Origin of the sequence: Pseudoalteromonas sp. MEBiC 03607 (assembly GCF_004792295.1) — a bacterium.
GTDB lineage: Bacteria > Pseudomonadota > Gammaproteobacteria > Enterobacterales > Alteromonadaceae > Pseudoalteromonas > Pseudoalteromonas lipolytica_C.
The window spans coordinates 2,995,089-3,014,962 of record NZ_SRRY01000001.1 but is presented as its reverse complement, the minus strand read 5'-3'; the positions used below and the strand labels follow the sequence as shown (position 1 = coordinate 3,014,962).

Genomic DNA, 19,874 nt, shown 5'->3' with positions numbered 1-19,874 from the left:
CAATTTAGGTACAGGGTTTATTTGTGGGTTTTACAGGGTTTTCTAATCTAAGTTTATGATAGTTTTATGTTTCTTAATTTAATAGGAAAATTCTGATTTTTAATGTGCGTTTTGCTCTTGTTTAAATTTTAAATAATTAAGTTTTATATTGTTTTAATATAATCGACATAAAGTTAGTCTTATTTCGATTTCTTAGTAAACCACCCTGAGCTTTGGTTTCGATTCATCTCACTAAGTAATTTTATCGCTTTTTCTAATGTTATGCGTTTTTCAGCAATATCATCATAAATTTGAATGGCTCGCTTTTTACGCTTAACAGCAGCACCTGCATCTAAAAATGATTCGATCATTTGATTTAAATAACGAAGTGCACGAGGTTGCGAATTCTCTTCGTTTACTGACGTATTATCGCTAGAAATTTTCTCTTGAAGAGCAGTTATTTCAGCTTGGCAAAACTCATTTTGTGCAAGCTGGCTTTTCTTAAGAGTAACTAAGTTTTGCTTTAAATAATCTATTTCTAATAAATTAAATGATACAATCATATTTAAGTTTGTTAATGCCGTTCTAAATTCTTTTGCAGAGCAATGTTTGCTCAGCATTTTTGTTATAGTTTGAGATACCTTTTGCCACTGTTGCCAAGCGTATACGTAATTTAATCCCGCTCCCTTAATATTTTGCATGCCCACAATCACTTGATGGGTATTCGGTAAAGCTAGGTTTGCAATAGCTTTGGTTATCTCATCTGCGGATATGTTGCTGTCGTCAAGTAGAGTAACTTTTGACTTTGTGATTAAAATTAATCGCTCTTTTATCTCATCCCTGTACTTTTGCATATCACCCTTTAAAGAATCTAAAGCTATACGCTGATAGTAGTGGCGCAGGGTATAGAGAATAGTCGCGATTTCTTGAGATGAAATGTCTCCGGTGATTTCTTTTATACAAGACTTATTGACACTTCCTTCGCTTAGGGTGAGAAGGTTTTCTGCTATCATGCTGCCATAAGCACTACTTAGCCTCGCCTTTACTTGTGAGCCTGTGAGTAGGTTAAATTGCTCTAGTAGTGTCTCTAAGTTTTCAATATCATTAATTTCAATTAACTTATCGACTCTCTCTGTGAGCGCATCTAAAAAATAGCTATAAAATCCATCTACATTGCTACCAATCACTACGATTCGGTCAAAGCGGAGATCATTGCTTAATATTGAGGCAAATACCTTTGAACGTGCAACACGATCATTACGGTTGTTAATTAGTGCGATGACCTGAGTTTTAGGATCGTCGTTTAATTGATATATATTGAGACGTTGCCAATTTTCTAATGTTGCTAATCGCTCGTTTGCGGACATGCTATTTACGAATGATTGGCTTATTGTTGCAATTGGTGCTTTGGCAAAATGTTGTAATACACCTATATCTGGAACAATTCGTGCTGATGTTTCTTTAAATACATAGTCTTTATTTAAGCCTATATGCTCAGCCATTTTACAAACCAGTGCGATGTTGGCAGGGTGCTCTTGGTATGGATAAAGAGAGCGTATGTCCTCTGTTATTTGTAAGCTATCAGCCCAATGTACTTGAATTAAATTTGAGTTCTTTTGTTTCGCATTTAAGTCAAGAATTGGAGCCATATTTTGTTCGCTGGTGAATACTAGGCTATTTTCACCAATAAAATGACTTGTTTCATTTGCGACATCTATTCCTGTTGGCCCTAAAATATCCTCATGGTCTGGATAAGCATTGGTAATCGTAGAGAAATTATCATTCATCCAGTTTCTTAAAATTTTCACGTAACGTGGGGTTAACCCCATACATTCCCAAAGAAATACATCAGCTTTCACGTTTGTTGCAAAATGAAGTACATCACTTTGTTCCCAAATACTCGCTTTATCAAAAGGTCTGAACAATGGAATTTCGAACTGCTCTCCACTTGCTCTTGCATAAATAAGTGTAGCTTCACAACCTGTTGTTTTACTTATTACTTTTAAGGTTAAACTACTAAATAATGCAGCTTTTAAGCGTTCAGTTCCTGATTTACCCCGGGTGCCCCAGCCACCGATTGAAACGGGGATCTTTGCTCTATCCGATTTTATTTGTTTACTTATCCTAATATGGCGCGCCCAAAAGTATGTAGAAAAAGCCAAAACAAAAAAGATTAATTGGCCAATACTATTTTGATAAAGTGAATAGGCATACTCTTTAAAACTTGCCCACATATTGAATAAAAAAGGCGTTATAGATAGTTTCTTATATAAGTTGGCAATACTTGATTCCACTGGAAACTCTGCATCAAGAACAGACCCATATTGCTGAAATTCAAGTACAAAACCTTTACTTCTTATGAGATCTAAGAAATCTCGCTGTTCAACCTCTGAACCATTTCGTAGATCATCTAATTTTTCAAAGTTGAATGAAATCCAACTATACGCATACATACGTTTGAGTATGTTAGAGGGTGGCGTGATAACTAAAATACCATCAGGTGTAAATGATTTTGCAGGTGTTTTTAAGTTATCCTGCGACAAAATACTTAATAAAAAATCAAGCATGGGTAAGTGTGGTCGAGCGCTGAACTGCTTATCATCGAAGCGAGGCTCGCCAGGCACTTCTGTTTTGCTGATCTCTGCAACAGTGCAGCTCGGGACGTGCATAAATGCACTTGGCTTTCTAGCTTGTGTATGATTAAAACTTTGGCGTTTTCCTGTGCTTGGGTTTCTAAATTCGTGCCAGAGCCGCCAAAAGCGGAAACCACGCTTATATCCCCTTGTTATTAGATAGCTTTTACTTTTTTCTTTTACGTTGAAGGCTTCATTATTTTGTGCTTGTTTGCTTAAAAGTCGGCCAAGTAAATCTTGCTCTATCTCCTTCGAGCTTAAATTTATATCTAAATGAGAGTTTAAATTAAATTCGATCTCAGCAACTTGTTGCTGATACATAAAGCTGACTAACTGCTCTCGAACACGGGTAATAACGCGTCTGACGGCATTACTTTGTTCATTCTCAAGTTGTTTATTTAATACATTAATAAATGACTTAAATAATATATCTGCTTGATTTTGCTCTTCACATTCAACTTGTAAATTAAACATGATCCGTGGCGTAAGCTCCAACAGCAATCGTTTTTCTGCAAAGCTTTGTACTTTTTTTAACTGTTGGCGCCATATATGAAACGATTGTAGCTCTTCGGTAAAACGAGGATCTGTTAATTGCTTGATGAGTGTCAGCCTTACAGCTTGTTGAGTTTCTTTTTGTAAGCGAACTATTAAAAGCTTGATAGCAAAAGGCCACTGTAATAGTGGGCATTGTTCAATAACACTCTGTCTTACACGGGGATAGGCGTGTTTTGCAAGCAAGATTAGTAATTTATAATTAGCCTCATTTAATTTTGGTTGTTTACATATAATTTTTGAAAAAGATGTCAGTAGAAACAAATGTTGTCGTTCTACTTTAGCATTTGGCAAGACATCTAAATCAATTTGTGAACGCATAAAATAGCGGGTAAAAGTGGGTCTTAAATTGATCAGGATCTCTAAAATATCCACTTTAGCGGCATGAGGTGTTGATTGCTTCTCAAGAGAAAACAGTAGTAGCTCAACAAGATTGGAATCGAACTTAGTTTCGCCGACATATTCACTAATTAAATTAACTTGGTTGGCAAGAGCGCGAAAAATAGAGTTACGAATTGCTTCATTCTCAGTTTTTTCTAATAAACCTAAAAAGAAACTTTCTAAGTTAAGTGTTAACCATGATTTAGTTATTTCTCCCGAGTGAATACGTAAATAACGATTAGTTAGATCACCTAGTTTACCTATTAAGAATTTCAATGATTGCTCAAGCTCAGAGACTTTATCTTGGTATCGGTTTACGATGGCTCCTTCATCAAACCAACGTTGAAATGCCTCTTGATCCTTTTGCAGTTGCAATTTGCTTGCGCCAAGCGCTGCTGCATAGTCTAAAATATGAAATTGTCTTTCCGCTTTTAACTCAGCATGATTTAAACGTTCAATAAAGCGTCTGTGATCGCTATCAAGCTTGGTCAATTGATTTTGTAAGGTATCTATTTTATGAGTTAAAAATGCAATGGCTTGCAGTAATAGCCAGTCATCTTCGTCATAATCTTCAGGCTGATCCTTGATTAGCTCCCATTGACTTAATTCATCTACGAGTTCGCGGTATTTTTGACGATATAAATCTAACCAGAAACTGGCAATATCTGCGAAAAGCAAATTTTCAAGGCGTTTTGTAAGTCCGTTACTACTCATAGTCACTGTGCTCTAGCAAATGATTTAACTGAAGTGTTGGGAATATAATTTCATCATGTGCAAAAGGGGCAAAACCTGTATGCTGATTATTACCTGATGAAAATTCGATACTTATATTGTGGTTATCCCATACCCAATCCTGTTGTAATCGAACCTTTAACCAACCATGCGAGAAATCACCTAAATTAATTTGCGTTTGCCAAGCAAATTGTGTGATGTATTGCCAAGTGGCTGTAGCACGGTTTTCATCTTTAAAGCGGTAATAACTATCAATGCCGAGTTGGAAAATATGGTCATGATAATATTGGTTCCAGCTTGTGTTGAAGCGTAAATAATCTAGGCTTGTCCAATCATCATTTGAACTGGATGAAACACTAAAATTTAAATAATTGTCGACCCAAGGTTGATAGCGGTATTGATAAAATCCCTGCCAACCAGATGCATGGTTTTCACGATAAAAATTGAACACACTTGAATTAAGTAAGTCGTCACGGAGATAATCGTTTAAATCAGCGCTGCTATAGCGAATAAATGGTGACAGTTGCCATTGATGGCGATGTGTTGAGTCACGTTGCCATTTTTGCCCAACATAAAGGCTGCCATCAAGAGCATATTGACTGTCAAAGCCATCATGACTTGGTTGCCAGCGGCTTTGAAGTTGCGCACCCGCATACCAGGGGGTTGTATCATCTTGCCATGAATAATAGCCATTAAGTGCCATTATGTCTGTCTGGTTTTCACTAAATGAATAATAGCCTTCTAATTGATACCAATTGTTTTCGTCGTTAATACGTAAGCGAGCACCAACATCAATGTCTCGTCGCGTTGGGATATTTTCAGCGCTCTGAAATATTTCTTGTTGATCGTAAAGAATGAAAGCTTGCCAATTTAAATCATCACTTTGAAATGATGTTTGCTCACTTACTATTTTTTGCTGCTCAGGTGCTTGATAAGTGACTAAGTCTGGCAAAGGAATTTGCGCTTGAGTAAACTCTGAAATCTTATTGTTAAGATCACTCAGTTCCCATGTATAAAGGCGTACATGCTCAAGCTCAGCGGCTTTGACTTCAATTTTTCCTGCTGGGTGGAAAAATTGACGTTCGTTACGACTGTAGTTATTCATTTTCTCTAATTTAATCAAGCGATCTGCATTCAACGTTGCCACTAGTGGTGTGTTAGGAACTACAGAATAAAATAGCATGGTTGTGGGTAAATCTAACTTTCTCCAACGACCTGCAATATATTGTTGTGCTTCAACTTTTAGTTGCTGAGATAAATAGGGATTAAGCCAGTGAAGGGCAATAATGTTATTATCTAGCTCTTGTTTGTTAAATGTAAAAGGAATGCTCTGCTGCTCGGTAACTGACCATATTTTTAAATTGTTAGCGAGTTTTATAGATAAGTTTGCCACATTAGCTTGAGCCAGCTCTGCAGTAGAAAAACTAAATACGAAACGAATTTGTTCTCCCTCTGTTTGAGCTAAATCTATGTAAAGTGTGTGGAATGGTCGAATCAATAATCCTTCATTATTTTTTAAATGCGTTTTGAATTGGTTAAACCTATCAGCAAAGCTAGTTTGTGCAGAACTTTGGATATCGAAAAGGCGTGTACCAGCATAATCTACAAGGCTATCTAGAGGTTGCCAGTGACCAAAACTTTCTATTCTATTTTGTAAAAAGGTCAATGAAGCGGAGGCGGGTATTGTAGCGATCCGCTGTAATAGTTGCGTGTATTCATTATTGTTTAAACGCTTTTTAGATAATAAATATAGGCCATTAATTAACAGCTCACGTTGTGTTGCATCATAAGCATAAATTAGCGACATAATATCGCCTGTGATTACTTTGTTCGTAGCATCAGAATAATACTCAAATCGTGTAAATAACGAATCAGAGATATCTTTGACATCTAGAAAGGTCTTCTGATCTGCTGATAAATTAAGTGTTTCTCCAGCTTGCAGACTAACGATCATCGTTGAAGAAACAGAGGCTGCTTGTTGGCTTTCAACGACCAATGTGTTTGAAGGTATATCACTAAAGATTGGTATTAATTTATGCTGGTATTCACTATCAGCCATTAACCATGCGGTTTGATACTCGCCATTTTGCTTGGCTTCAGTCCGTGCACTTATGCTCAGGTGGACTGGTTCTAATGCTGTATATTGCCAAGGCATATGTTGAGAGAGTACGGTGTTTTGCAACTTCCCTTGTGAATTTATTAACGTTTCTTGCGCACCCGAAAGTAATTCATACTGTTTATTTTCGGCTTTTATCGTAGAGCTCAAACTATGGTAGTTTAGAGCCGTATAACTTTGTTCGGCAATCTGAGTTTCTTCTGCTTGATGTGCAAGCCAAAGCGCAAGTCGGTTTTTCTGTTGCTTAGTTGCAAGTTCGATCAGTATATTTCTGCACTCGCTTAATATATTTAGGTTACCAGCACATAGCGCAAACAGTTTAAGCTCTTGCTGTTCGGCTTGATAAGTTTCTAATAGCGATCTTAATGCAAACTGTTGCAATTCCTTTTGTTGCGTACTTTTATATAGTCCTTCTAAATAACTCGTAGCAAGATGAAACTGGTGTTGTTCACGTAAAATATCTATTTTAACTTGCCATGCTTGCTCTGCGACTGATGGATCGGGGTTTTGCGTTAATGGTTTTAAAAAGGCAAGTGCATCTAATGGTGCCGATTTAGCTAAATCCTTAGCGGTTAGCATAGATTGCTGCCAATTTAGTAACTTAACTTTTCTCCTTGCTGGCGCATAGGGCTGTATCATCGCAAGATAGTCACTATATAACTTTCTTAAGTGGTTAGTTACCAGTTGAGCTGTGATAGGGCTGTTCTGATCAAGAGCTCCAGGTTGTAAGTAGAGTACTTCGTTACTAGGAAAATCAGTGAGTGTTCGAGCATAAACTGCAAACTCAATAACGGGAACGTCGTCAGTAGTTTTTTGAATTGTCATGGTTTTGTGGTTTACAGGAACTGACACACTAATCGTTTGGTAATGTTGTGTTGCCTTGATATTTATTAACCAGCTCATGCCACCAGCTGTCAGTTTTAACTGACTATCTTCATCGCTTCGAGCTACAAATGTAAGCCAAGGGGTCGCACGTTTTTGACTCGATAAGTCATAACGAAGGGGGACTTGAGAAAGTGATGTAATATCCCTAACTTGCTTATTAATGCGAGGATAAAACTGATCATCAACTAATCGTTGTTCTTCAAGCTCAGTGATTAGAACACTTTTTGATGATGTAGAGGCATGCACTACGCTGCTGCCTTTTAGTAGAGTCTGAGTAGACATTAAAGAAAGCAAGTCATAATGGCGTTTTACAGCCAAAGGCTCATTGTGCGTAAATACGTCATCACTAAAAACGTTGAGGGAATATTTACTGTAAACTGATTCCATCGCGTCATTAGCGGTTTTTAACCAGTAAGGTAGCAGCAACTTTTCCTTGGTTTTGTTAGCTGTTGTGTCATCGAATATAGCTCGATGGCTTTGTGTTATTTTTACGTAAGCATCTGTGTGGCTTCTTATCGTTAAATATTGCCCTGCATTAATGGCTAAATAGTCACTATTTACCAGACCTACTTGTTGATCTTGATATTCAAGAGCTTGGTTATTAATGATGTTTACTTTTGCTGTGAGTACTTCATCAACATAGGCATACACAGCGCCGTGGCGCTCCAGTGATTGCATATTTTTTCTAACAGAAAGCTTAATTTTTTTAGCATCAGGGAAGTAAAGAGTAACTTCTTCGCCTTTATCGAATTTATAAAAACGTTCACTGCCTTGCCTTGAAGAGAGTAATATTGAAGGTTTGGCAAGTTTTAATGCGCGTTTAAAGCTATCAATTTTTGTTTGATAGTGGCCAACTAAAGCTGAAAACTCAGCCTGTTCATCCTGACGGTTTTGAATTGCCACAATACGGTTGTGGCCTAAGGCCGGAAGTTGGCAGCGGTTATTAGAACACAGTAAGTCTCGTTCCAGTTGTATCCGTTGCTGAATATATTGTGTGTTGCCTACACTCATAATGAACTTATCTAACAGTTCTGAGTTGATCTCCAACCAATGCCCTTCAGGTAGCCATAAATATTGGTGTTCAAAAGAATCAACTTGTATCTTTTGTGTCGTTGCCAGCACATCTAATTTAGGTGAAGTTTTTAACCAAATCGGCGGCTGAAGTACTGCATGCTCTTGCTGTTCAGCATGAGCAGGTTTAAAGGCTAGCAGCGTAAGTGTTATAAAAGCGATTATGAAATAAGGCATTGGCTAAACTGCTTTAAAAGTAAGTTATTGGTAATTAAGCGCTCTCGAAGTTCGCGACTTAACTCGATATGGAAAAAGTGACTATTCACAGGACCTAGCGAATTAAGAATGTTTTGTGTACCTCCTAGTTCATATACATCCTGCCCATAAACTAGGGCATTTACATCAAGTTTAGAATTCAGGCATTTAGAGATGTGTATGCTGCGTTGCGATGCATGTAAATGGCCTTCGCTGATGATGATATCTGCTTTTCGTCCTTGCTCTGTAGTGCGCTTTTCCTTTGCAAATCCATGGATTTGATAAATTGAAAATGTTTCAACAATTTTACCGTATGCCAGAATGAAGGCATTACTACTGCTATTTTGGTATTGACTAAAGTCTATAATTTTACCTTGGAGGTCGCGGCTGCTTCTATGCTTAGTATTCGTCAACAAAACTTGGCACTCACTAAACAGAGCTTTAGCAATTAGTAAAGTATGCTTGTCAAAATATCTATGCGGTGCATAAGAAATACAAGGTTTACCTTTTGGCTTAAAATGTATTTCGCCACCTGAAGTTAAAGATTTCTTGGCATACAACACACCCTCGCTAAAAGTAAAGTGCTTAGGGACTTCATCTTGGTTATTGAGCCAAGCATGCAAGGTTAATGTGAGTTGCTCAAAATCACTCTCAACACTTGGTAACGGAGTAAATAATAATGCAAAAACAATAATAAAGTTAAAGTTCATTATTCCACCACCTTACTTTTTGCTCCTGCATTGGGTACTCTTCAAGTATAGACAACCAAATTGTTTCTGAAGAACTTAAAGTCACATACTGCAGTGTCTCTATATCATTAGCTAGATTGAGTGTAACGCTCGGGTAACTCGTTATTTGACTTTTTTTAGGATGGATCAAAAAAGACTTTAATAGTTCAGAGTTGTGAAGTTGGAAACTTTGCTTCGCAATACTGTATTCACTTGTAAGCCCAAGCTTGTATTTTGCAGAATGCGAAATGTTTAAAGTTACAGGTTCATTGCTTTGGGCACGAAATACTTTAAAAACAATGCTAATTGGACGTTTCTTTTTATCATATGATAGCTTCACTGGCTTATTTTTAACCAATTGATAAAGGCGCTGTTTTACCCATGGGCGATGACCATACCAATTTTGATAAATTACACTGGCTTCGTTAACTAACTGCTGTTGATCAGCAAATGAGATGTCATCAGTTTTAAGTTCTTTTGCACTGTTACTATTTAATCGAGAGATTAAGCGGTTATCATTTGAGCTAGCAGAGGGAATAGCCTGATTTTTATCATAGAGTCCAAAATTAAACTCCTCTGCAGGTTGCTGTTCCTCATAATAACGGTTCGGGCTTAACCCAAGAGCCACATTTGATAGTGGTAACAGATTGAAAAGCTCTTTAGATTGGTAATATGTTGTAGTTTGCTCAACATCTGGAGGCGGAGCAAATGTACGAATATTTACAAACAGATCACGTTGCGATAAGTCATAGTGATTACGTGCTTTTTGTTCATACCATGCTGCAATATCATAAAAGCCATTAGTAGACTCAGTAAGAATTGGCTGGTGTGCAATTCGGCGTTGATAATGAAAACTCGCGAGTCTTGATTTCAATCGCACGTACACATCGTTATTAGCCGTAATTTTTACATATTTTGTCTCTTTCCCAGTACGAAGGTAGTAGGGGGTAAGCATACCTACGACTTGTCTTTGAGTGTTGTCTGCTATTAATCGATCAAAGTCAGAGATTTCACCTTTGATCGTAATAGAGTAACGATCTATTTGGATTTGGTTTTCATCGTATAGAGAAATATCTAATTGACTCGTTTCGAGAGCCCTGAGCTCAAGGTTCAAATGGCTTAATGGCACAACATCGAACTCTACGTGCTCTTGCGCATTAATCAGGTAACTACCAGCATAACTTGTTAAAATAGCGGTACCAGATTCAGTTCGCCATTGGGTTAGCAGCTCTTGCTCACTGCAAATTGTAATTAATCCCGGCTCAAGAGGCTGAGTTTGATATGTGTTTTCTTTATCTGTTAGCGTGTAATTTATAACTTTTGGTGCTTCAAACTGAAGTTTGTCATACCAGATTAATGACGGAGTCTCTTGGTCATTACTAACAGTGAAATTTAAACGATCACTATTGTCTAATGTGATACTGGCGCATAAACCATGTTTGGTATAGTAAGCAGCAAGACTATGCTGTTGCTGACTAAAATCATAGGTTAGTACATTATACGGTAAGCTTTCATAAAGAATATCTGATTTAAAGTCGATTCCAGGAATACCTTGTGGCGCTATTTTTTGCCACCAAAACGCCATTGCATTCGTTATTTCAGTATTTGTTAAGGTATTTTCACCCATCGTGAGGTAATCAGTTGCACGTTTACGTCTATCGACGGGGCGTTTTAGCCAACTATTGAGTGGATCAACGTTTTGGTCAGGTGTTTTAGCATGCACTCGAACTACCACTCCTTGAATTGTCTTTTCTTCAGGAATAAGTGTAAGTGCTAAGCTTTTCGCTTGTGGGTAATGTTTAATGGGTAGGTAAAATGATTGCCCAGAAGCCACATTCAAAGACTGCTTATTTTCAATGATTTGCTTAATTTGTTGATCTTGACTGTTATTAACTAACTTTGAAGCGTGGTGATAAACTTTATCTACAATCACCTCTTTCTTGTCATTATAAAGAGTGTATTTGATGGCGTAATTTACCGGCTGTTCAAGAGTGACAGACTGATCAAATACGGCGTTTGATAAGATCCTAAGTGAGTGTGTTCGCTGATTTGAAAATGTATAAGTCAGTGGTTTTGTGCTACTAAGCCACTGTACTTTTGAGCGAGTTTCTTTACTGGTTTGGGGGTTAACTGGCTCAGCAGAATCTAGCCAAATTAAAAAGCTATTCCAAGCAAATAAGGCTGTTAACAATACAATTATAAGAACTAAGATAGCGAAGAAGCGTTTAATTAGATACATCAAAGCCTCCCCCCATCATTTTGTTGAAAACATCCACATCGATCAATTGATTGCTCGCCGGATTATATATAGCGACTAGACTATTGTGCTGCTTGATCATCAGTGCGAATTTATCTAAATTTTCTAATTTTATGGTTTGTAATACGCACTCATTAAGCTCTGAACATATTGTTTTCAGTACAGCAATTTGCTTATCGGCGGTATATTGATTAATTTTTCTAAAGATAATTTGTTTATCGCTGTCAGGTAACGTTAACCAGTTAGAAGGAGATAAAGTGGCTAGGTTAATAGTGGTGACTGTTGGATAAGTAGAAATCGCAAGAAGGCGCATAAGCAAACTATCTTGATCCATTGAAAACTGTTCTTTAAAGTCTGAGGCTATCCATAAAGTAGCGAGCTCGCTGTTTGCATTAAACTGTTGATAGCCATATTGCGGTGAGCTACCAATCTCAAGACCCCGAGTGGCTTTTTGGCCCGTTACTACTTGGTAATTAACACCTAAAATGCTTAAGTCTTTGGTTAGTTTTTCCATTAAAGGGGCAGCAACGTCACTTACCTGAGTATTTGAAAATGCAATTGCATTAGGGCGGATCCATGACGGAGCACTGTGGCTGCGAATTTGGATATTTAAGCTCGGTTGTTGTGCTTTAAAACGCGAATAGCTTTGATGGACGATATTGAATAATGAATCGACGTTGTCTGCAGCAAGTACATTAGCCTTCGGGTGAGCATATGGGTGTGCTCCTGCAATTAATAAGTTAGCGGCATTTGAAGTCGTAAAAAGTTGGCTGGCAAAACTAAGTGTATTTCCTTCAAAAACAGGTCTTGGCACGCTTAAACTTATTGCTTCATGTTTGCTAAGCGCAAACGCATACAGACCTTGGCCAAGATCCATTGCTTCATTATTTTGTAAGGGACTTAATAGTAAATATCGGCCACTATTATTCTGTACTAGTTGTAACTGATAGTTAAGTAACTCTGCAGTGCCATTTATCTGCTTCAGGTGATTTAAAATATCCTCGTTCAGTGAGGCATTGCCGATTTGCTGTATCAATCTATATAGTGGTGTTAGTACTTCAAATTCCCAAAGCGCAACTTGGCTGTGTGTCAGTGGTTGATAATTGAGACTGCCTTTACTACTTATATACGATGAGAAATCTTCGACAATTTTGACCATTTCTTCATTGATTATGTTGAGTTTTAAATTGCTATAACGGTAATTTTCACGGTATATATACGCCAATATGTTGGTGTAATTATCTCCATTAAGAAAGACTTCTAGCATAGACCCTTTAAAACTACTCGAAGGTAAGCTACTCGCTGTTGCCTTACCAAAATAAGTGGCTTCACTGCCGATAAACTCATGCATTTCGCGTTGGCTTATAGAGGGCGGAAGTCGATTAAAGATCCAATACTGGCTTTTAACTTCAGCAGGCGTGCTTTTTAGTAAAGCTGCGGTGTAGCGGTTAGATTCACGAACTTGCAATAATTCTTGCGCCTCTAATGCGTTAATAAATGCTTGGTAAAAAGGGCTTTGCTGGTTTTCCTTCGCTAATGTTATTTGAGGCGTTTTTGTTGCCCCAAATACTAAAGCTTTACTTTTTAGATGCTGAAAAATAAGGGCTGCAGAGTCGCTAGCAAGATTTTCAGTGATAGGATACGGAACTGTGATCATGAGTGGCGTTTGTGGCGTTTTGTTAATCACAAATAAACCGCGTTGCTGATTCTCAACAATATCTATTAGGTATACATAGTTTTCATCACTAACAAGTTTAAACCCGATAGAGTTAAATAAAGCGCTAAGGTGACCTATTTTTTGCTTACCTTTAATCGCTTCATTTAACTGATAAACCGCATATTTGAAATCAGAGACTGCCTGACTGGCTTTGTAGCTACTTACGGTTACCTTATTGGAACGCGTAGTATATAAGTAGCTTTTGTATTGACTCACTTGCTGATTGAGCGTGATGACTTGCAACTGTTCTGCTTCAGGATCAATATTTTGTTTTGTTAGTAAAGAAGGGATAAGCATTACTAAAAAGCCAACAATAATAGCAAGGCTTCCACCTACAACAGATGTTTGAAAAGTGGCTCTGAGCACAAGGCCTAACGCATTTTTTTGATAGATCTTTAGGGCAAGTAAGGTGGCCAGCATGTAACCAAATGCAAAAGTGTCGGTTACTTTTACCGTTGGAAAAAACCAAACGACGATATAGTTTAAAATAAGCTTAAAGATAAAGCCTATAGTAAAAAATAACATCAATAATCTAGCACCTTCGATATGTGCATGTTTTAGGCGAGTGAAATGAATGAGAGAGCCGCCAACGGCTAAGATAACAGCTGTTTCAATGAATGAGGTTAAAATCTTACTTGGTTGGGTAAGCTGCAAAGCTAATAGGGCTGGTAGCATGATACCATTGAACTCCCAACCATATTTTAAATTTGCTCTGGAAGCTAAAAAAGCGGTAATAACTAAAATAATATAGGCTTTTGGCGCTGCAATGATTGATGCGGCAACAGCTTCATACATAATACCTAAGTTAGCGATACTAAAATTGGTAAATGGCATAAGTACAAATCGTACTAAAATATAGGTAATGAACAACTGAATGAAAGTTACTTTCAGGCCGTACTTAAAGCCACCATTCCACATTACATTGGCAGTTAGTGCGATGATGATAAGACCCAAAGAATAAAGTTGTGATGCATAATCGAAAGTGATATCCCATTGGCTCAACTGATCTGCAATAATTGGCCAAAACAGGGTATCCATACAAACACGAACTAAAATACTAATTAGGATGATGGCAAAAAAACGGTCCCTGCCAAACATTTCACTGTAGCCAAAACGCTCCATCAAGTAATTTGCACTAAAGCGCATAACCCCAAACACAACAATTGCTTCTATAATAATCACCGCGGCAGAGGTGGGGCTTATTATCAAAAGTGGCACAATGTAACCAGGTACAACAAGGCCTGTGAGTGGAAAACCAAAGCGCAAATTCAGTAGGCACACTACAGCCGTGCCGACCCAAACAGTTGTTATTACTGATTGGCCCAGTCCACTACCTGCAGGAAAAAGCGCTAAAACGAAATCCATTAAAGTTTAGCCTCCGAAGTTATTTCAGGAGTATTTGCTATAAACTCAAATAAAATTCCAGATACTTGAAAAGGTGCACCTGATGCAGTTTGCGAGTTATCTGAATGAAGCGCTCTAATAATTAGAGTGTAATGATGTGCACCAAGTTTAGCAGGAAGCTCAACGGTCGCTTTATTAAGTGTAATGTAACGTAATTTACCCTTTGCAATCTCAATATCAAGCTCACAACTTTTACACAGCAAATCAAGCGCAGTGGTTTCAAAAATAGCTATTTGATGCTGCTTAGCAAAACGCTCTAAAGATGCATTGGTTTGAATAACTTGACCAAACAGATTAAAAAGCACAGTTGCTGGGCTTGTGTGGTTAAAAACCATCTCTAAGGTAGTAAGCTTTTGCTCCATTTCGTTCAGGGAGCTTTTTACCTTTTGGCTAATAGGCTCGTGCAGCTTAAAGGTGAGTAGCCTGTTTAATAAGGTACGGTTTTTAGCCTGTGTTGTTTTGAAAATATGGTAATGGAATAGTAGTTCAGCAACCTGAGCTGCAAATTTATTAACGTTTTGCTCAAAGGCTTGTTGGTTAAAGTTATGATTAGGAATAATTGATAAAGCCCAAAACCCACGGACATCTCCGGCATATACCAGTGGTGCGATAAACTCGATTTCACCCTCAATGATTTGCTTAAAAAATGGACGGTTGATCTTTACAATACCCAATGACTTTAACGCATTACTATAAGGCGTTCGCTGATAGTCACGTCTCATTTCTTGAATATCATCAAGTTGGCAGTTGATAGCCCGAATTTCAACGACGCGATGGTCGTCTTCTTTTCGAGCTAAAAAAATTGATTTTTCTAGATCTAACTGTTGGCTAATTAATTGTATTATGGGATCCCATGGAGAAGGGTGCTCTATAAAGCTTTGCGGAATATAACGGCCCATCATCATTTGCTGAATGTTATTTACATCAGTTGTAAGCTCTTTATCTTCAGAAATCTTCCTCGCCACCACAACCCAAAATAATGTGACAAAGGTCAGAATGATGTATTGGCCGATAGGGATAAATAACTTTGCAAAGTTCACTAAAAAATAGCCAGCGCAACACCAAATGATAGTTATGCTTAGTGCGACTAAAAATGAATAACTAATCGACATTTTTTGAAAGAAAAACAGTAGGACAAATACCAGTATCAGCGCAAGTACTATCGAGATAACAAAATTAAGCTCATTTATTGTGCTGTTTTTTTCTAGACTATCAGCGATATAAGCAAAAAGAAGTAAGGGGTCATTAAGCCCTTCTAATTTAGGGGCATGTATCAGCACATTAAATTCAGCTGATTGCTGACCGACAATAATCACTTTATTTTCGAGTTGCTCACTCATCACATCAAAGCCAAGAACTCGCTTAGCTGTAAATTTAGGTAGCGCAGAAACTGCCAATTTAAAGTTAATCAGTCTTGATTTTTCGTGCTTATAACCAAAAACAGCTTGCCACACACTTTCACACTCAAGGTTAGTCGCTGCTGGAATACGCATTTGATATGTTGCCCAAATCTCTACATTTGGCACACAGTACTTACTTAGCGAATAAGGGTAGAAAACACGCTCATTGTCTACAGGTGCTAAAGGTTCATCTGCTAAAACAATGATTGCTTTTGGCTGGTACTCTGTAAGCTGGGTGACTAATTGTGAATGGTTAGCACTAAGGTTTTGACTGGTGATAAGCACTACATTTGTTTGCTGAGTGTTACTGAGAGATTCTATTTTTTTATATAAAAAGGCATTACTTGCTTGAAATAAATTCAGCAGGTTACTGATAATCACAATTGCAAATAAGCAAACAGTAAACCAAAAGGCTCTTTGTTGCGTTAATCGCAACAATTGTTGTAATACAACCACAATTCCTCCTTAATCAAGTACAGTGAATGTCAGCGTTAAGCTCACTTCACTACTTGAATTGACTTTTAAAAAGTCAAAACCGTGCATTTTATCGGTCTTCCATTGTCCGTTTTCTAGGTTGATACTTTGTTGCCAGCTGATCATTGCGACATCATCTAGACGCGTGATCGCTTCTCCTGTATTGGGTGGATAGTGCCTAAATTGTAGTTTTACGCCACGAGGTGGTAATTTTTTAGGTCCAAGTGTTAACTCATCAGAAGGTAAACTAAAGTCATGGCTAAAAACATGCCATGGTTGATTACCTCCTTCGCTAACGGGAATTTGGTTTTCTGCGAAGGTAAGGTCATCAATTTCTGTTGTATAAGTAAGCAAGGCCTCAAGCTGACCACCATTTTCAGATTGCAAATAGGTCAGTAATGAAAAGTCTTTACTTAACTCTAGTGCACCTGTTTCGTCGGTTAACTCCATAACCCGCATAGTGTGTCTAAATGGAATAATAGAGGGAGTGTTGTCAAACTTATCACGGGTTGAGCACAGAGCTTGCAAACCATTGAATGGCTTATCAGTGCAAGGCAACACACTTTCACTGCTATGATCCCATCGACTTACTTCAAAGGTGTCTGCGTCGTTATCCCAATCTTCAAAATCGCCAAAGACCATAATATCTCGGCCCACTAAAAGCGTATCTAAAGAACCACTATTAACGTCTATGGATGAAACGTAAGCAGCAGATGATGGTGAATATTGTCTCAAGTCTATGATGTCAGTGTTGGCATCAATGTTGATAGTCACTTGCTGAGTATTTTTTGTTGCTTGATTTGCAGCAAAATATATTTCAGCGTAGCTTTCTCGGGGAACAAGCGTAATATTGTCATCAGAAAGTTCGGCGATTCTTCTCAATAAATAGTGACTTAAAAAACCAGTGGTGAATCGAGGTTTATAGTCTTCTAAATAAATAGGATAAGCAAAACCACGAGTGATTTTTTGGCTTTGCGTATCAAGATCCAGCAGAACTGCAAGGCCTAATAAGGTATCAAGTCTGGGTTGGTCAAATACAAAGTTACCCAAGCCCAATATGGCTGGTATTTCATTAAATACAGCAAAGCCTTGGGCAATGTGTGGGTGATGGCCAATTAGTAGATCAGTATTTTGTGAAGAAAGAACTTCAAATCGGCTACCTATATAAGGTGATGGAGTATACGAGTATTCATCACCACCATGCATTTGTGCAATGACAAAGTCAGTAGGATCTAACTGTTCAAGTGCAGCTTTGACTGCCGCTGAATTTGTTAAATCAGCAGCCCCACCTTTATTGGTGTCAGCAACGTAGGTATATTGATGTTCTTTTCCGGTAATTGAAGTTGCAGCAAAGAGCACTAAATTAACATTATCAAGGTTATGCTCGACAGTTTTAAAAGCGTCAGTTTCACTTAAACCCGCACCGCTATTTAGGAACCCTGCATTTGACACTTCAAGGAGTGTATCTTCAAGGCCATTTTGCAAATAGTCATAGATGTGATTATTACCAAGGCCAACATAATCAATACCAATTTCAGTAAGGCTTTGCAGTGATTCAGGCAAAGAGAAAAAGCTGAATTCTTTAGTCGGATGAACTGTTGTTGGCATTGTCGTAATAGGTGACTCAAGATTAACCGATGAAAAGTCAGCAGCTTTAAAGAGCGCTGCAACTTCTGTGGTTATGGCGATACTATCTTCGCGGGCTGAGTCAGGTCGAATGAGCGCAGTGTTAACATTAGGTACAGATGTGCCCATCGTCTCTAAATTGGGGTCTAGGAAGCGTCGACCAAACATTGTATCACCAGCAAATAACAAGCTTTTTGAATTTGCTGATTGTGTTTCTAATTGGATGTGTGAGGTTACAGAGTTAGGTTGGTTTACTAAAATACCTGCCTTTGGGAAATAACCTGATTGTGCAATAAAAACAGCGTGATTACCAAAAGAGAGGTTGCTAATAGAAACACGTCCATTTTCATCGGATAGGTACTCTTGACCTGCAACGTCAACGCTCACATTGTTGAGAGGTGTTTGATTTTCATTGGTAATAGTAAATACGATGTCAGCGGTGCCCGCAATTAGCGCTTCACGATCACTAATTGTATCTTGCTTTTGTTGTTGCGGTTTATCTTCACTAGGATCTTTTACTTTGCACGAGATTAGAGCTGTGCAAAGAATCAACACTAACGAATTGACAATTACTTTCAATTAACACCTCGAGCTGCCACCTAATTTATTTTAGATAGGTCAAAATTATTACAACCATTTTATAATCGCGAGCAAATAGGAACAACACGTCTTTGGCTCTGAAAATTCAGATATTGCAATGAAAAACAGTAAAATAAGTAACGGTTAAATAAACAAAAAATAAAAACCAGTAAAAAGAAATGGGTTATTTTTATAGTGTAGTCTAAATTGATTAGTTGGTTGAACCTGAGCGAGAATCAAGTTCGTGTTGCAGGTTTTTCTAGAGTGGGAACAAATAAAAAAGGCCATTTAATGGCCTTTTTGTGCGTATGGGCTTTCACAAAATGAAAGTTAGAATTTGTATTTAATACCAAACATAGCAACGACAGGGTCAATTTCTACTGTTGATGTTAGTGCTTTCGAGCCGCCAGCATATACAGTTGCATCTGTATCGATATCAATAAGTGAAACCATGCCATGTAGACCCCAGTTTTCACTCATCATGTAGTTGAAACCAGCTTGAGCTGCAAAGCCAAATGAGTCGTCTAGTTTGACTTCTACGTCGTCAGTACCTAATGTTGCTTTTAGTGCAGCTGAAGGCTCTTCATCAAAGAAAACTGTATAGTTTACGCCTACACCTACAAATGGACGGAATTTATAGGTTGCATCAAAAAAGTGATATTGTGCTAGGAAAGTTGGTGGTAAGTGTTTAATTTTAGCAATCTTATTACCAGCTAAGCCTCCAGCACCTTGAACATCATGACTAAATGGCGTTGCAGCAACTAACTCAAGAACCCAGTTATCGTCTAGTGCATAATCTATAGTAATACCTAATTGCGTGTCATCATCTGCGCGTAAGCCTAGTGCCGGAGCTTCATTGATTTTTGAGCTATCGTTGTCAGGGTTTACGTTAATAGCACCCACGTTCACGCTTAAGTTTGCGTTTGCAACAGGAGAGAGTGCTAATAGTGAAGTAAGTAATGCAATGCTTAATTTGGTTTTCATGTTGTTCTCCGCGAACTACTTGTCTTATTTGGTTGAGGCTATTATTACTAAGTTGGAGGGGACAAAACCTGTTCTAGATCAAAGTTTCAAAAATGTTTGAACTAAGTGAAGCCATTTATTGATTTAGATTAAGTTTTTAAACGGGTACAGCGAAAAAAAGA

8 protein-coding genes are annotated in these 19,874 nt (G+C 37.9%); all 8 read right to left on the bottom strand.

The window, feature by feature from the left end; all coding sequences use genetic code 11:
- Nucleotides 1–179: 179 nt before the first annotated feature.
- The 8 genes from E5N72_RS13805 to E5N72_RS13770 all read right to left on the bottom strand — a co-directional run bounded on the left by E5N72_RS13805 (nucleotide 180) and on the right by E5N72_RS13770 (nucleotide 19,713).
- Nucleotides 180–4,259 carry a poly-gamma-glutamate synthase PgsB gene (locus E5N72_RS13805; RefSeq protein ID WP_135925640.1) on the bottom strand — a complete coding sequence of 1,360 codons (4,080 nt, stop codon included), beginning with the start codon at nucleotides 4,257–4,259 and terminating at the stop codon, nucleotides 180–182.
- Nucleotides 4,252–8,526, bottom strand: coding sequence for a TonB-dependent receptor (locus E5N72_RS13800; protein WP_135925637.1), 4,275 nt, complete (start codon nucleotides 8,524–8,526; stop codon nucleotides 4,252–4,254). The genes E5N72_RS13805 and E5N72_RS13800 overlap by 8 nt, the downstream gene beginning before the upstream one ends.
- On the bottom strand, nucleotides 8,511–9,254 hold the full coding sequence (locus tag E5N72_RS13795; protein WP_135925635.1) for a hypothetical protein: 744 nt from the start codon (nucleotides 9,252–9,254) through the stop codon (nucleotides 8,511–8,513). The genes E5N72_RS13800 and E5N72_RS13795 overlap by 16 nt, the downstream gene beginning before the upstream one ends.
- Nucleotides 9,244–11,511 (bottom strand): hypothetical protein, encoded by a 2,268-nt coding sequence (locus tag E5N72_RS13790; protein ID WP_135925633.1) that lies wholly within the window; start codon nucleotides 11,509–11,511, stop codon nucleotides 9,244–9,246. Before E5N72_RS13790 ends, E5N72_RS13795 begins: the two co-directional genes overlap by 11 nt.
- Nucleotides 11,498–14,611 (bottom strand): poly-gamma-glutamate biosynthesis protein PgsC/CapC, encoded by a 3,114-nt coding sequence (locus E5N72_RS13785; protein ID WP_135925630.1) that lies wholly within the window; start codon nucleotides 14,609–14,611, stop codon nucleotides 11,498–11,500. Before E5N72_RS13785 ends, E5N72_RS13790 begins: the two co-directional genes overlap by 14 nt.
- Nucleotides 14,611–16,506: a hypothetical protein gene (locus E5N72_RS13780; RefSeq protein ID WP_135925628.1), complete on the bottom strand. Its 1,896-nt coding sequence runs from the start codon at nucleotides 16,504–16,506 to the stop codon at nucleotides 14,611–14,613. Before E5N72_RS13780 ends, E5N72_RS13785 begins: the two co-directional genes overlap by 1 nt.
- Nucleotides 16,507–16,515: 9 nt before the next feature.
- A complete protein-coding gene (locus E5N72_RS13775) occupies nucleotides 16,516–18,729 on the bottom strand; it encodes a CapA family protein (protein ID WP_135925625.1) in 2,214 nt (737 codons plus the stop codon).
- 330 nt (nucleotides 18,730–19,059) lie between these two features.
- Nucleotides 19,060–19,713, bottom strand: a complete 654-nt coding sequence (locus E5N72_RS13770) for an OmpW family outer membrane protein (protein ID WP_135925623.1) — start codon at nucleotides 19,711–19,713, stop codon at nucleotides 19,060–19,062.
- Nucleotides 19,714–19,874 lie beyond the last annotated feature (161 nt).